This is a genomic window from Edaphobacter sp. (assembly GCF_035763405.1).
Lineage (GTDB): Bacteria > Acidobacteriota > Terriglobia > Terriglobales > Acidobacteriaceae > Edaphobacter.
Genome location: NZ_DASUBE010000104.1, coordinates 15,991 through 30,884, shown reverse-complemented (window position 1 = coordinate 30,884; position 14,894 = coordinate 15,991). Strand labels below are relative to the sequence as shown.

The 14,894-nt window shown below is 63.5% G+C and carries 10 protein-coding genes and 1 tRNA gene; 6 read left to right on the top strand and 5 right to left on the bottom strand.

Translation table 11 applies throughout. The features are described 5' to 3' along the window. Nucleotides 1–22: 22 nt before the first annotated feature. Entirely contained in the window at nt 23–2,407 is a 2,385-nt protein-coding gene (locus VFU66_RS10775; RefSeq protein ID WP_326446255.1) for an alpha-L-rhamnosidase-related protein, read from the bottom strand. Between the two features lie 169 nt (nt 2,408–2,576). On the opposite strand from VFU66_RS10775, the gene VFU66_RS10770 reads away from it, so the two are divergent. The 3 genes from VFU66_RS10770 (at nt 2,577) to VFU66_RS10760 (ending at nt 3,740) form a co-directional block, all read left to right on the top strand. Beyond that, nucleotides 2,577–2,661, top strand: a tRNA-Leu gene (locus VFU66_RS10770). Between the two features lie 57 nt (nt 2,662–2,718). Further along, nucleotides 2,719–3,018 carry a preprotein translocase subunit SecG gene (secG, locus tag VFU66_RS10765; protein ID WP_326446254.1) on the top strand — a complete coding sequence of 100 codons (300 nt, stop codon included), beginning with the start codon at nt 2,719–2,721 and terminating at the stop codon, nt 3,016–3,018. Between the two features lie 89 nt (nt 3,019–3,107). Next, complete coding sequence (locus VFU66_RS10760; RefSeq protein ID WP_326446253.1) at nt 3,108–3,740, top strand: MBL fold metallo-hydrolase; 633 nt, start codon at nt 3,108–3,110, stop codon at nt 3,738–3,740. 460 nt (nt 3,741–4,200) lie between these two features. On the opposite strand, the gene VFU66_RS10755 is transcribed toward VFU66_RS10760, so the two are convergent. From VFU66_RS10755 to VFU66_RS10740, 4 genes are all read right to left on the bottom strand, one after another. Continuing rightward, nucleotides 4,201–5,355 carry a pyridoxal phosphate-dependent aminotransferase gene (locus tag VFU66_RS10755; protein WP_326446252.1) on the bottom strand — a complete coding sequence of 385 codons (1,155 nt, stop codon included), beginning with the start codon at nt 5,353–5,355 and terminating at the stop codon, nt 4,201–4,203. Nucleotides 5,356–5,359: 4 nt separating this feature from the next. Further along, complete coding sequence (locus tag VFU66_RS10750) at nt 5,360–5,617, bottom strand: hypothetical protein (protein WP_326446251.1); 258 nt, start codon at nt 5,615–5,617, stop codon at nt 5,360–5,362. Nucleotides 5,618–5,816: 199 nt separating this feature from the next. Then, a complete protein-coding gene (locus tag VFU66_RS10745; RefSeq protein ID WP_326446250.1) occupies nt 5,817–7,523 on the bottom strand; it encodes a carboxypeptidase-like regulatory domain-containing protein in 1,707 nt (568 codons plus the stop codon). Nucleotides 7,524–7,678: 155 nt separating this feature from the next. Then, complete coding sequence (locus VFU66_RS10740; protein ID WP_326446249.1) at nt 7,679–9,379, bottom strand: GWxTD domain-containing protein; 1,701 nt, start codon at nt 9,377–9,379, stop codon at nt 7,679–7,681. 342 nt (nt 9,380–9,721) lie between these two features. Between VFU66_RS10740 and VFU66_RS10735 the strand changes: the two genes are divergently transcribed. The 3 genes from VFU66_RS10735 (at nt 9,722) to VFU66_RS10725 (ending at nt 14,800) form a co-directional block, all read left to right on the top strand. Beyond that, nucleotides 9,722–11,122, top strand: coding sequence for an efflux RND transporter periplasmic adaptor subunit (locus VFU66_RS10735; protein WP_326446248.1), 1,401 nt, complete (start codon nt 9,722–9,724; stop codon nt 11,120–11,122). Nucleotides 11,123–11,237: 115 nt separating this feature from the next. Further along, nucleotides 11,238–11,999: an ABC transporter ATP-binding protein gene (locus VFU66_RS10730; RefSeq protein ID WP_326446247.1), complete on the top strand. Its 762-nt coding sequence runs from the start codon at nt 11,238–11,240 to the stop codon at nt 11,997–11,999. 68 nt (nt 12,000–12,067) lie between these two features. Then, nucleotides 12,068–14,800: a hypothetical protein gene (locus tag VFU66_RS10725; protein WP_326446246.1), complete on the top strand. Its 2,733-nt coding sequence runs from the start codon at nt 12,068–12,070 to the stop codon at nt 14,798–14,800. Nucleotides 14,801–14,894: the final 94 nt, after the last annotated feature.

The window sequence follows — 14,894 nt, the reverse complement described above, 5'->3', positions numbered from 1 at the left end:
GCCTACAGTTTCAGGGAATACCCTAAGGCGCGAGCGCGAGCGTCTGCGCCCCCGAATGCAGCGGCGTGATCTTCCCGTGCCAGTTGAGCGTGCCCGAGACGCCTGCAGGCAGCGTAATCTCCGCACTCCACTGGTTCCCTTCCTTGTTGTAACTTGCCTCGACGAGACCGTGCGGCGTCGGCATCGTAGACGAAACCTGGTGCAGTGGGCCAGGGTGCGGCGTGATGGCCACGCTGGCGAAGCCCGGCGAGCCCGGCTCGATGCCCGCGACGATTGTCATCAGATCGAGCGTCGGATGCGCGCTCCATGCGTGCGAGTCCGAGCGCGTCGGCTCCGGCGTCTCGGCCCACGTGGAAAGACCAAGCGCGAGCATGTCGCGCCACGGCTTCAGCTCCTGCACGTACAAATCTCCCAGCCCTGCATGGACCATCGCCCGCGCGACATAGAAGCGGAAGTAGTAGCTCGCCTTCGACATCGGCGTCGTCGATGGCGAGGCCGCGCCGTTCGCATCGACGCCCAGCACCTTCTCCATCACCGCCTGCTGCCGTTCGCGCGGAATCACATCGAGCCACACCGCCAGCGAGTTGGCCTGCTGGCTGAAGTGGTCCTTCGCTGGCGTGTCCGCAAGCAATCCCGCCTCGGGACTCCAGTTCAGCAGCATCAGCGCCTTTGCCGCGCGGCCGGCCTTTTCGCGGTACTCGTCCCCGCGAAACTTCTCGCCAAGCGCATCCTCCATCGCCGCCGCATCGTGGAGCGCCTCGATATATTGCAGCGTCAGCGCGGACGAACCGCCATCGGCCTGCTGCGGAGGCACGCCGCCCTTGAAGTCCGGCGGGCTCCAATCGACAAACGGCCACCACTCAATGTGTCCCAGCAGTCCATCCGGCCGCTGCCGCGCTGCAAACCAGTCGAGTACGCCGCGCGTCCCCGGCAACAGCGACGCGACAAACGCGGGATCGTCGCGGTACTGCCAATAGTCGCGCAGCATCCCCACCCACATCAGCGAGAACGGCGGAATCATCTGCGTCAGATGCGACGGATAGCGGCTCTGCGTCAGCCCCTCCGGCAGACGCGAATCATAAAAAGCCGCAAGCGCCTGCCGCGCCAGCCGGTCGTCACCCGTGACGCCATACGAGATCAGCGCCTGAATGCGCGTGTCGCCGACGTACTGCAACTGCTCCCAGTAAGGCGTATCCATATACGTCTCATGCGAGCAGAGCTGCGCCGTGCGCCAGCCTGTCTGCCATATCTTTTCGAGTTCAGGATCGTCGCTCGAAAACCGCGCCACCGCCTTGAACGGATACGCACTATAAAAACCGCGCAGCCGCTCGATGGTCAGCGGCTGGTCGCCCGTCGTCACCTCGACCTGCAGATACCGCCACGTGCGCCACCACAGTGTTCGATACGCACGCGCGTGCCCGTCGCTGAAGACAACATCGCGCACACCCGCAATGTGGCGTCCCGCAACCTCGTTGCGATTGCCCTTGTGCCCCTCCGCATCGTAGAGCGCCTCCGCGTAGGTCATCGACACCGTCGCGCCCGCCCCGCCGTCGAGCTCAATCTCCGGATACGCCGTCGTCAACACGTCGTGGTCCAGCAGAATGACCACGTCGGCGTGAGCGGGAATCGTCACCGCCGCATCCAGCGACTTCGCCAGCGACGCATCCGCCCCCGTCACGCGCACCACATGCCCCGCCGACTCGGGCGTGTACTGCATCGGCGGCAGTTCGTCCTTGACCAGCATCCACGGCGTCGGGCTGTCCTGCGCACCGCGCGGCGCCGCGTGTCCAATGGGGCGCGCAGGCTTCCATTGGCCGGGAGCGTTGGCCTCGTCCCATCCCCACAGCATCTTTGTGCCGTCCATCACCTCGGGCGGCCCGGCTGCGTAATATCCCAGCGCACGCAGCGAGCCAAGCGCGCGCCCGCCGTCGTGGCTCGTCTGCCATGTCCTGTCCGTATCGATGGCCGCATTCGCCGCGTCTTCAGCCGAAAGCAGAAACGCCGTCCGCGCACTCATCTGCGCGACCGCCGCGCCCGCGCCATAGTTCCACACAATCGCCGCAATGGTGTTCTCGCCCGGGTGCAGATACCCTGCGAGATCGTAGACCTCGTACCTCCAATGATGCACATCGGCCAGCGCAGGCCCCGCGCCCACGCGCCGCCCGTTCACATGCAGCTCGAAGCGCGTGTCGGCGCTGACATCGACGACGAACTCGCCCGGCACATGGTCCAGCGTCAGCGTCTTGCGGAAGTAGGCCACATCGAAGTCGCGCGCCGGGCCATCCGGCGTAGCGATCCACTCGGCCCTCCACTGCGCCGGGGTCGAGGCCCGCTGCCCGATCGACAGCGGCACAAAAAGCGTCAGCAGAAGCACAGGCAGTACAACACGGCGCAGGTCAAACACCATGGAGGGTACTCCTTCCGTTTGGCTGAATCTGGTCGAACCCATCTTATCGTCTGCGCGCAAATCGTTTCTCCCCGATGACACCGCTTGAAGCGCGGCTTGTCCGGCAGCCGCAACGGGATGCTATACTTAGCTTCGGATGGTTCCCGCATCGGCCTCGAGCGCCGACACTGCGGAGGTGGCGAAATTGGCAGACGCACTAGCTTGAGGTGCTAGCGCCGCAAGGCATAGGGGTTCAAGTCCCCTCCTCCGCACCACTCCACACATTTCTCCGGAAGCCCCGTCTCCGGGCCAAGAGGTCATACAGCCGCACCATGTTCTACTTCGTCCTCGTCATCCATATCATCGTCTCGCTCATGCTTGTGGGCATCATTCTTATGCAGCAGGGCAGCTCCGCCGATCTCGCCGGTGCCTTCGGCGGCCAGGGTTCGCAGACCGCCTTCGGCCCACGCAAATCGGCCAGCGTGCTCACCAAGCTCACCGCATGGGGCGCTGCCATCTTCATGGTCACGTCACTCACCCTGACCGTCATGCTCGCCCGCACCTCCGGCGAACACTCCGTCCTCTCCGGCGCATCCAGCCACCCCGTCACGCAGAGCCAGCCGAAGAAGTAGCAGAGCCAGCCGAAAAAGTAACGGGACGCTCCGATTTACCCAATGCGCAGGCCCTCCGGCTTGCGCATCTTTCGTTTTGAGGGTCCACCATGATCCACGAAATCCTCGCCGTCGGCCCGCTTCAGTGCAACTGCTCCATCCTCGGAGATGAAGCCACGCGCGAGGCCATCGTGGTCGATCCGGGCGGCGACATCGCCCGCATCATGGCCGCCGTCCAAAAGCACGGCCTCACGGTGAAGCAGATCCTCATTACCCACGCCCACATCGACCACATCGCCGGGGCTGCCCGCCTCAAACAGCTCACTGGAGCGCCCATCCTCTACAACCGGCACGACCTCGCCCTGGTCAGGATCATGGATCAGCAGGCCGGATGGCTCGGCATTCCAACGCCCGACGTGCCCGCCCCCGACGACACCCTCGACGAAGGCAAGGTCATCGACATCGGCGGCATCACCGGCTCCGTCCTCCACACCCCCGGCCACACCGAAGGCAGCGTCAGCCTCTACCTTCCGAGCCAGTCGCTGCTGCTCGCCGGGGATACGCTCTTTGCCGGCTCCATCGGCCGCACCGACCTCCCCGGCGGCGACCTGCGCACCCTCCTCACCTCCATCCGCGAACGCCTGCTGCCCCTGCCTGAAGACACCACTGTCCTCCCCGGACACGGCCCCGCCACGACCCTCGCCGCCGAGCGAGAATCCAACCCCTTCCTGCAAAATCTCTGAGGATGAGCGCGGGCTTGATAGCTAATTTCCCCCGAGGTGTAACCCCAGCGAACTCCTCGCCCCCAAGGAGCTCACCCCCAAGGAGTCTCCGCCTTTTTGTTGTCATTCCCGAAGGGAATCTGCATCACGCTTTTGCACTCCCTTTTCTTGTTGTCATTTCCGAAGGGAATCTGCATCTCGCCTTTGCACTCCCTTTTCTTGTTGTCATTCCCGAAGGGAATCTGCGTTCGTCTCTGCCTTCGCTTTTTTGTTGTCATTCCCGAAGAGAATCTGCGTTTCACATCGCCCCGCGCCGGGCTCCACCCAATATAGAAACCGCTTCAGCCCCGGGCCTTTCATCCTTCATCGCAGAAAACACTCTTCATGCCATAAACAGTATAAGCATTTAGTTTCATAAACATACAGCGGTTACTAAATGCCGCACATTAGAAGCATCGCATGAGGCAGTACCTAACTAGGTTCACCCCAGCCCGGCCGCAATCCGTCCCATTCCCTCTCGAAACTCAGCCTCAGGGCCAAGCAGGCTGACCACCACCCGGCCTGCCTCGGCAATGCCATAGAACGACCCCGGATGCACCACCACATCGGCCTGCCGGAGCAGCTCCCCCGCCGCGTCCGGCCCGGTCTGGGGCAGACGCAGGATGGCGCACCAACCCGCCTCGGCCCGCAGCACTTCGACCGCGCTCGCTTGGGCGGCGGTCAGGTTGCGCCGCACCCGTTGCAGGATCTGCGCCTGAACCGCCCGCCGTCCGGCGAGCCATGCGGGCAGCGCCAATTGCACCGGAGCGTTCATCGAAAGGAAGGTGTCGGCGATCACCTCCAGCCGGTCGAGCGCCTGCCTCCGCGCCCCCTCGGGGCCGAGCGCGGCAATCCAGGCAGCCTTCATCTGGGGCAGCCCGGCGATCTTGCTCATCCCGCTCAGTACGAACGTCAGCACCGGATGCGGGCCGCGGGCGAAGCTCTCCAGCGCGGCCTCCGCCTCCAGCGGGTAGTCCAGAAAAACCTCATCCACAATCAGGGCCAGCCCATGCTCAGCGCAAAGCCGCTCCAGCCGCGCGCGTTCGGCGGCCCCGGTCGCATGGCCGGTCGGGTTGTTGGGATGCACCACGACCACCGCCCGCGTGCGCGGCCCAATGCTCGCTTCGAGCGCGGCAAAATCGATGTGCCACCCATAATCGTAAAAAAGAGGGTAAGGCCGGAGCTTCACGTCTTCGAGATCGGCCAGAAAGTCGAAGAGCGGATAGCTCGGCTGCCCCACCAGCACGTCGTCGCCCGCATCGCACAGCAGCCGGAAGAGGAATCCGTAGCCCTCGCTGGTGCTGGTCGTCAGCACCAGCTCGCCGGCGTTGACCGCAGCATCGTGTCCCCGGTAGTACTGCGCCACTGCCTCACGCGCCGACCGCAGCCCGAGCGGGTCAGGGTCATAGGCGAGCGCGGCAGGATCGACCAGCGGCGGAAGCAGCTCCTCCGCGTCATAGCGGAAATCGCAAACGGTCGGGTTCGAGACGGTCAGGTCAATCAAAGGACGGCCAGCAGCCCGCGCCTCACGGACTGCCGCCGCAAATGCGCTCTCTCGAACATCCCATCCTGTCCTCGCGGAAAACCGATAGCTCACCCAACTATGCTAACGTGCCGCCTACAGCGCGCCACCCAACCCCCGTCATCTCGACCGACGGCATCGCGTTTTGCACGCCACTCCACCACGTCATCTCAACCGAAGACATCGCGTTTTGCACGCCACTCCACCACGTCATCTCGACCGACGGCATCGCGTTTTGCACGCCGCTCCACCACGTCATCTCGACCGAAGACGGCGCCTTTTGCCGCCGTAGCGGAGAGACCCCCGTATTTCTCCCCGCGCCAAGCAACATCTTCACCCCTCCGCAAACCCGACACATCCAACCACCCATTTCCACACCCGCCCCTTGACACCGCTGATAACCTTAAATCAGAGGAAAGACAAAAGCCCGGCGCAGCCCGGGCTTTCCCTTTTGGCACGAAACGTGCGCAGATAGTCCGAACCTAACTCCTTTGTTCAAAGGACTTTGAGTACTAATATAGGGAGGGGGTACCGGTCTAGAAGTTGAACGCGAGGCCGCCCCGGATGGTCCGCGGAGCCTGAGCGAGAAAGAGCATGTGACCGTCCTGCGTGATGACCGGACGGTAGCCCTGAGCGAGCAGGTTAGTGATGTCCACTGTCGCTTCCATGCCCGCCGGAAGCAGCCTGCCCAGCCGAATCGCCTGCCGCAGATAGCAACTGAAGTACGCCTGGTCGCCGAAGGCTCCGTAAGGATTAACCGCCGTCACCACCCGCGCGGGCTGCCAGCGGTAGGACGCTCGCACGTTCGTTCCCGAGTGAATCACCTTGCCCTTCACCGCCAGCGTCAGCGTCTGAGACATCTCAGGAGCCAGGTTCGTCTCGACCGTCTGGAGCGTCAACGCTCCTTCGTCCCGCGCCGAGAGCCCAGCGCCCGTGCTGTAAGCCAGCGCCAGCCACATTGCAGGAGTCAGCGGCTCGGAGACGGTGATGTTGACGCCGCGCGTATGGTAGCCCGGGCCAAGCACGCGGAAGTCGCCGGTCGTCGCATCCGCCAGGATGCCGCCCTGAGAGTTTCTCGTGAAGCCCTGCACATCGGCGGCCGTCAGCGCGCCTCCGCCCGCGACGATCATGCGATCCAGCGAATCGATGTAGTACGCAACCCGAACTTCGCCCCGTCCTGCCTTGTGACCGACGGCCAGCTCCTGATGCCGCCCCGCCGCCGTCCGCAGGCGTCCCCGGGAAGAGATCGCCACCGGCACAGCCGGTTCGACCGCATCCAGGCCCGCGTAGGATTGAACATCCTGCGAGGTGGCCATCCGGTAGCCCACCGTCCACGAGCCCGAAGGATGCGCCGTTATCTTCAGGAAGGGCCGCATCGCGGTCGTGTAGCCAGTCGTGCGGATGAGGTAGAGCGAGCTGCCCGCCTCGACGTCTGCCCCGGCAACCTTGATCTTCTCGGCGCTGGTCATCTGCACAGCGCCCAGTCCGTTCGCGTTGCCCGAGCCGACCAGCTCCGGATGCGACTGGAAGCTGACCAGCGTCCGCTGCGCCCCGGCAAATCCGAGGTCGCGCCCGTACCCGGCAGCGATGGTCGAGGACGGTCCGCCCGTATAAGGCCGCCCCATCGTTCCGTAGTCTACCCGCACCACGACGTTCGCGCCGTCGTCGAGCCCGCGGTTCACCATCAGAACATTGTGGATTCCATTTGCTCCGAAGCCGCCGTCGCCCGCCGTGATCGAGGCCCGGGCGCGCGCGGTGTGATGAGCAGGTTCGCGGAGGCTCGACGAAATCTCCATCGAATTGCGGTCATTGGCCAGCCGCAGAATCGGCCGGTTCGCAGCCGAACGGAGCGTCCACTTCCAGTCGTCGTCCGGCTCGTCGGCTTTGCGGCGCTCGACCGGCAGCCACGCAGCCGGCTCGAAGAGCGTATTGAGCGTGAGGTTGACGACTGCCTCGGCGCCTGTTCGCAGACGCAGGTTGCCCCGCATCGCAGGCATGAATAATGCGGCACTGGCCTTGACGTTGTATCTGCCCGGGACGAGATTGGCGATGAGGTAGCGACCGTGCAGGTCGGTGAACGCTGCCCCCGCCATGGATGAGTTTGGTGAGAGTACCTGCACCAGAGCGCCCATCTGTGCAACACCTTGCGCATCACGAACCACGCCGGAGACAGTGGCTCCCTGAGCGACGGCTTCGCTAGCAGATGCCGCGATCAGCATCAGTGCCAGAAGTACGATCTTCACCTGGGTTCGTTGCACAGTTCGTCTTCCTGCGCGCCGAGGCCGCTCCGAATATGACCGCGCCCGGAAAGCTGGGTGCGAAGCTTGCAGTTCACGCTGGCTACCGGCCGTCGCTGTTTTAATCTGCGCGACCGTCATGCCATTGGATGCGCTCCTGGCTAGTTCACCACAAACGGCGCAGATTCTGCGATCTGCTGCTTCGTAATGCCGTCGTCCACCTTGATCGTCACCTGATACTTGCCAGGTTCCAGGCTTGCCAGCGGCAAACTCTTCTCGATCGTGACCTGATCCGCGTTCGGGTTCATCTTCGAGGTCGAATCCTCTGCGGTCAGGACGGTCTTGTTGGTGCTCATGTCCTGAATCTGGTACTGAATCGTGGCCCCGTTATGTTTGGTTTTTTCGTCGATACCGAGGTTATACACCTGCATCCAGAAATTCAAGTTCTGAGCACGATGAAAAATGACGGGCTGGCCGCCGCCTGTGGAAACCCGGGGACGAATCCGGGTGTTTCCGATGACGAAGTTGCCTGCTCCGATGTCTTTAGAGGGCACCCGCTCCATCTGGTCGGCCAGAATCAAGGTAGATGCGGCCAGATGGTCATCGTCGTAACGGGGCACGTTGATGCTGCGCTCCCAGCGCCCGATGTGGTCAGGATTATTGACATCCTTGATGATGATGACGGCCTTGTACAGACCCGGACGCAGCGGCAGCGCCTTCCAGTAGACGCGCTGGCCGTTCTGCTCGCGACCCAGCAGCTCGCTGGGGACCTGAACGTTGACCGTGTCCTCGAAGGTCTGGATGGGGCGATGCGTCATATTGAAGATGCGGCCCAGAATATTGACCGTGCCCGTGGAGACGCCGTCCTTGGTGTTAAAGGTGATGTCGCCGACGCGAATCTGGAGCGTGAGCGGCACGAGGACGGTGTCGTTCGTGACCTTCACGTAGTCGGTGCGGACGTTGAACAGGAAAGGAGGCCCGCTGAGGATCTTGGACGTGGTCATGTACTCGTCCATGTCCTTGAACTTGATCTCGGGGGCGGCCATCAGCTTGGCGTAGCGGTCGAGCCGGTCGAACTGCTTGCTCTGGTTCTCGGCGCTCATCGGACCCTTGCCGAGCTGTTCGAGGCCGCCGCCGTTGAAGCGGTCCGCTTTGGAGGACTGGCCCTGCTCCTCGTAGAGCGTGAGGCCCGCGCCGGGGACGTGCTTGAGGGCGTCCTTCTCGGAGCGGTCGATGGTCATGTGATAGTCGCCGCACATGCAGGTATCGACAAACTCGATGTCGATGTTGTCGCCAATGCCCGCGATGTAGCGGTAGTGCCAGATCTCGAACGGGAAGGTGGAGGTCTCGCCGCCGCCCTCGTCCATGGGCCGCTCGTAGCTGCCACCGCTGGGGTGCGAGTCGATGCTGTCGGGCTTGCCGTAGGCAATATAGATGTGGCCGCGGTCGGTCATCCAGCCCGGCTTACCGGCAGCAAAGTGGTCGTTCGCGTAGGCGATGCGGGCGTAGTACTCATCCCGGTATTCGTTCTCAGGGGAGTCCGGGTTCGGGTTGCGGCGGAGCCAGAAGTTTTCGATGAACTGGTCGCGCTCCTCGTCGTTGCTCAGGCTCTTGAATGCCTGAAGCTCGGTGTCGGTGATGATCCAGCGGACGTCCTGATCGACCCACTTTTTATAGAAACCGTGCAGCTCGCCCTTGAGGGCCTTCTGCTGGGCGCGGCGCTCCTTGTCGGTGAGGGGCCGCTTGAGCGGGTCGGGCTTTTCGACCGTGGGTTGGCCCTGGGTCACGCCATCGGCGTTCGTGCCTGCGTCCTGGGCTGGCAGTAACTGCGCCCCCATGCAGAAAAGGGAGAGCAAAGCCATGCCTGACACCAAACGCCGTACCGTATTCATAATCGGGGTGGACTCCTGTCGCAACATTCATTGTAGAGCGGTTATATTCCCCGTACAAGGCCGTGAAACGAACTTGCCGCCCCGCCGTGAACCGTGCACAATAAAACGTGTTAGCCGGTATCTCTCGGCGGAAGCCCGCCATGCTCCCAGGCCGGTACGGCAATGTCTTGCCCCATAGCTAGATAGACGCGACCACGGATAAAATAGGTAGTCGCACATGGAACACAGGTCAGCTCTTTTCCGTACTTCCATCCGGTGAAGTCATTTCGAGAACGCGCGGCCCGGCATGGAGGCACGCGCAAGAAAGCAGCGATGAGCGCGAAGAAGATTATTCTGGTTGTAGTTGTGGTCCTGGTTCTGGCTGGCATCGTCATCGGCACGGTCGTTCACAACCGGGCCAACGTCACCAAGGTCGCCACCGGCAAGGCCGTCCATCAGGACCTGGTCTCCATTGTCAGCGGCACCGGTCAGATCAAACCCAAAACCTACGTTAATGTCGGCGCGACCGCCTTTGGCCGCATCACGCACCTCTACGTCAAAGAGGGCGATCACGTGAAGAAGGGCGAGGTTCTGGCTCAGGTTGAAAACGTCCAGCCCACGGCAACCGTGGCCGCACAGCAGGCAGCCATCGCCTCCTCGAAGACGGACGTTGCCAGCTTTCTGGCCGCCGAGAAGACCGCCGAGGCGAATGTCTCCCAGGCCAAGGCGGACCTGGAACAGAAGGACCTCGACTTCGTTCGCGCGCAGGCTCTCTACAAAGACCAGTTGATTGCCAAGCAGGACTTCGACTCGAAGAAGGCAGCCTACGACATGGCCGTGGCCACGCTGGCGCAGCGGCAGGCGGCGCTGACGCAGTCGATTGCCCAGACCCAGTCGCAGCGCGCACACGTGAACCAGGCCGAGGCCAGCCAGCGGTCCAACTACGACGCGCTGGACAAGACAATCAGCCGCGCGCCGTTCGACGCGCTCGTCACCAACGTGCCGGTGCGCGAGGGGGAGACGGTCGTCGTCGGCATTCAGAACGCAGAGGGCTCGACGCTGATGACGCTGGCCGATATGTCCGTCATCACGGCCGAGGTGAAGGTGGATGAGACGGACATTGTGAACGTTGCGCTGAACCAGCCGGTGGATGTGACGGTCGATGCCCTGCCGGGCAAGGTCTTCAAGGGCCACGTCACCGAGGTCGGCGACCAGGCGCTGCTGCGCACGACCGGCATTGCCACCAGCCAGAGCACGACCGGCACGGAAGAGGCCAAGGACTTCAAGGTCATCGTCACGCTTGATAACCCCTCGGATGAACTCCGCCCGGGCCTCTCCGCCACGGCGAAGATCACGACGGCGAACATCCCGAACGCCCTGACGATCCCGATTCAGGCGCTGGTGCAGCGCGACCCGGCTGCCGAGAAGCTGCTGGAGAAGAACAACGGCAAGATGCCGACCAGCGTCGTGAACGCCTCGACCAGCGATACCAGCAAGCCTCAGGTTGTGCAGGGCGTTTACGTGCTGCGCGAAGAACACAAGCGGCTGCGCGTGGTCTTTGTGCCGGTCACTACCGGCGTTTCGGGAGCGACCGACATCCAGGTGCTGAGCGGGCTGAAGGCTGGGGACGAGATTGTCACGGGCCGGTACAAAGTTTTGCGCACCCTGAAGAGCGGAACAACCGTCAAACGAGATAACACGCCCGAGGTAGCGGGCGCGACCGACAATTCGTAACGGCAGTCGCAGGCCAGCGGCCGCCAGTGCCTTGCGGGAGTCGGCCGCCGGAAACGGGAACCGCTGCCGCACTACGAACGTACTATGCTGAGACATGCAGGAACCGGAGAACCGGATGGCCATCGAAACCGCAGTTGACGCCCCAGTGCTGAGCACCAATGCCTCCGGTCCGCGCGACGGAGAAGTCATCGTCACCGACAACCTGTGGAAGACCTATGAGATGGGCGACCAGCAGGTCCATGCGCTGCGCGGCGTCAACCTGCGCATCCGGCATAACGAGTATGTCTCGATCATGGGACCGTCGGGCTCGGGCAAATCGACGCTGATGAACCTGATCGGCTGCCTCGACTCGCCTTCGCAGGGCAAGTACTGGCTGAATGGGCACGATGTCTCCGAGTTGGACGATGATGAACTGGCTCGCATCCGCAATAAAGAGATTGGCTTCGTTTTCCAGACGTTCAACCTGCTGGCACGCGCCACATCGCTGCACAACGTCGAACTGCCGCTGATCTACAACGGCACTCCGGCAGCCGAGCGCATCGAACGCGCCAAAGACGCCCTCACGTCAGTTGGCCTGGACACGCGCATGATGCACAAGCCGAACGAACTTTCCGGCGGTCAACGTCAGAGGGTCGCCATCGCGCGGGCGCTCATCAACCGGCCTTCGATCCTGCTGGCCGACGAGCCCACCGGCAACCTGGACTCGAAGACCGGCGACGAGATTATGGCGCTCTTCGACGAGCTTCATGCCAAAGGCAACACCATCATCCTTGTGACCCACGAGCCGGACATCGCCGAGTACGCCCATCGGATCATCACGATCCGCGACGGCGTGATTGCGGGCGACCATGTTTCGAGCCGGCAACGCGGCCAGTAACGACCCTGCTTCCGGGTGTGGCTGCCATCCGCTGACGGGCTGTGACCGTCTAAGATGGAATGATGGCAATGTCTCTGCGGCCCTGCATCGCCAGGATTTCACTTTTTCTTCTCCTGATGTCCGCCTGGATGTCTCCGTTGGCGTTTGCCGACTCAGGACGCTTCGATCTGGCGGGGCCAAAGCTGGATATTCACGTCACCCGCGCGGGCAGGACCCTGCCCATCGCCGAGGTCCCCAACCTTCAGCCAGGAGACCGGCTCTGGCTGCATCCGGACCTGCCTGCCACGCAGTCGGTGAACTATCTGCTGGTGGTGGTCTTTCTGCGCGGAACGACCAACCCGCCTCCCGACAAGTGGTTTTACCGGATCGAGACCTGGGACAAGAAGGTCCAGGAAGAGGGCGTGAACGTCACTGTCCCGAACGAAGCGCAACAGGCCCTGCTCTTCCTTGCGCCGGAGACGGGCGGCGACTTCAGCACGCTGCGCTCGACCGTGCGGGGCCGCCCCGGGACCTTTGTCCGGGCCTCGCAGGACCTGAACGAGGCCGGATTCGAGCAGGCGCGCATTGAAAAATATCTCGCCTCGATGCGGTATGTTCCGCCCGGCGACCCCAAGGCACTGCTCACGCACTCGAACCTGCTGGCCAGCACGCTGAGCCTGAAGCCCAACGAGGACTGCTTCAAACAGCCGGTCGATCTGCAATACACCTGCCTGACCCAGAGCGGCAACCAGACGCTGCTCGACGACGGTCATGGCCAGAGCATGGTGGCCGCGCTGACCACCGGCGGCAACTCCGACCTGATCCGCACCGCCAGCTACACCCAGATTGCGGGCGGCGGCGCGTACAGCGCCTACGTGGGCGCGGTGGTGGACCTGGTCCACATCATGGGAGGCCTGCACACGGCGCACTACCAGTACATTCCCGCTATCGCCTTCCCGGACGGCGACAGCCTGAACCTGCGGCTCAACACTCCCCCGTCGTTCACCAACCCGAAGTCGGTGATCGTCGTCGGCCTCCCGGCGGTGCAGGCATCCGCGCCGCCGCCACTGCGCGCACGCGATCCAAACCATATCAGTTGCCTGCTGAAGCCCTCGGTAGTGCTGCCCGTTGAAGGCGCGCCGCTGGTCTTCTCGACTTCGTTTGCGCACGACCTTGTGCTGCACATCAATGGCCCCGGAGCAGGCACGGACATCGACGTAACGCCCAATGCGTATCAGGGCGGGCTGATGCTTGCGCCGGTTCCCATGCGCCGCGCGCTGCCTATGCCCGACGAGGGCGACCCCGCTTCGGCAACCAAGGCAGCGGCCGCGGCGGAGGCGGCCTCCGGCGGCTCTGACGAAGTGACCGGCACCATCCGTGGATACTGGGGCTTCGATCAGTTCACCGGGCCCACGCTGAAGCTGCAGGACGTTCCCGGCAAGGGCTGGACGCTGGCGTCCGACAGCGTTCTGATTGCCGGACGCGAGAACCACCTGACGCTGTCTTCCACCGGGACGGCGTGCATCAACAACATCGCCCTCCAGACCTCCGCGGGCACGTATGCGGAGACGCAGTGGAAGCCTGCGAACAAGCCCAACACAGTCGATGTTTCGGTATCGCTGAAGTCGCTTGATCCCGGCGCGATGCACCTGGCCATCCGGCAGTATGGCGAGGCGCAGCCCGTCACAGTCTCGGCGCGGACGTTCTCCGAACCGGCGAAGCTCGACGGCCTGATGCTGCACGCAGGCGACACCACCGCGATGCTGACCGGGACGAGCCTCGACCAGGTGAAGCAGCTTGCCTTCGGCGGACTCATCTTCGCACCGGTGGCAGCGCCATATCCGAACACGTCAGGCTCGGGAAGCTCCAGCGAGCTGCGGCTGTCGCTGCCTCCCGACAGCCCCACACCCAAGTTCCACGAAGGTGAAAAGCTCACGGCCCGCTTCACGCTGAACGACGGGCGCACGCTCACGCTGCCGGTCACAGTCGCGGAGCCTCGCCCCTCGGTCGTCCTGTTGAGCAAAAAAATTCAGGCTGCGGACGACTCGCCCATTCACCTGGCTGACCCCGACGACCTGCCGATCAATCAGCAGTTGACCTTTTCGCTGAAGTCCTCCGATGTGTTTCCGCGCGATGGCGAGATTGAGATTGCCAACGCCGACCACTCGCTGCACACGATGCTCTCGGTTGCGGCAGGGACGCTGGTGTTGCAGAATCCGCATACACTGCTGGGCACGCTCGACCCGCTCAAGAGCTTCGGCACATCGGCCTTTGGGCCGCTACGCCTGAGGGCCGTCGCGCCGGACGGCACCTCGGGCGACTGGTTGCCGCTGGTCACGCTCGTCCGGCTGCCTGACCTCAAGGACGTACACTGCACGGCAGTCCCCACGGCTCCCTGCACGCTGGACGGCGACAAACTCTACCTGATCGATTCCATCGCCACGGACCCCGCCTTTACCGCGACCACCACGGTGCCCGATGGCTTCATTGGAACCACGCTGACGCTGCAGAAGCCCGCGAAGACCGGTTTCTACCTGCGCCTGCGCGATGACCCGGCCGCCGCGAATACGGTCACGCTACCTGTGATTGTGCCGCGCGAAAAGCCCGTCCAGCGGGCGAAGCGCGCCGAGACGAAGCAGGATGATACGGCCGGAGTCGGCAGTACGGAACAGGCTCCCGAGACAGGAGAGCCCGCACAAACGGCCCAGCCTGCGCCTGCTACGACGCATCCTGCGAAAGCGAGCACGGCTACTCCCGTAGCGACGCAGCCAGCCACTCATGCGACGCCCTGCGCGGGACCCGCTTGTTCGTCGGTGAAGTAGTACTGACGGCTGCGGGAAACGTGCTCTCAGTAGAAGCCGACGTGGGGCTAAGGCCCTTTGTATTTGCTGGACTAGCGTGGGGCTGAAGCACTGC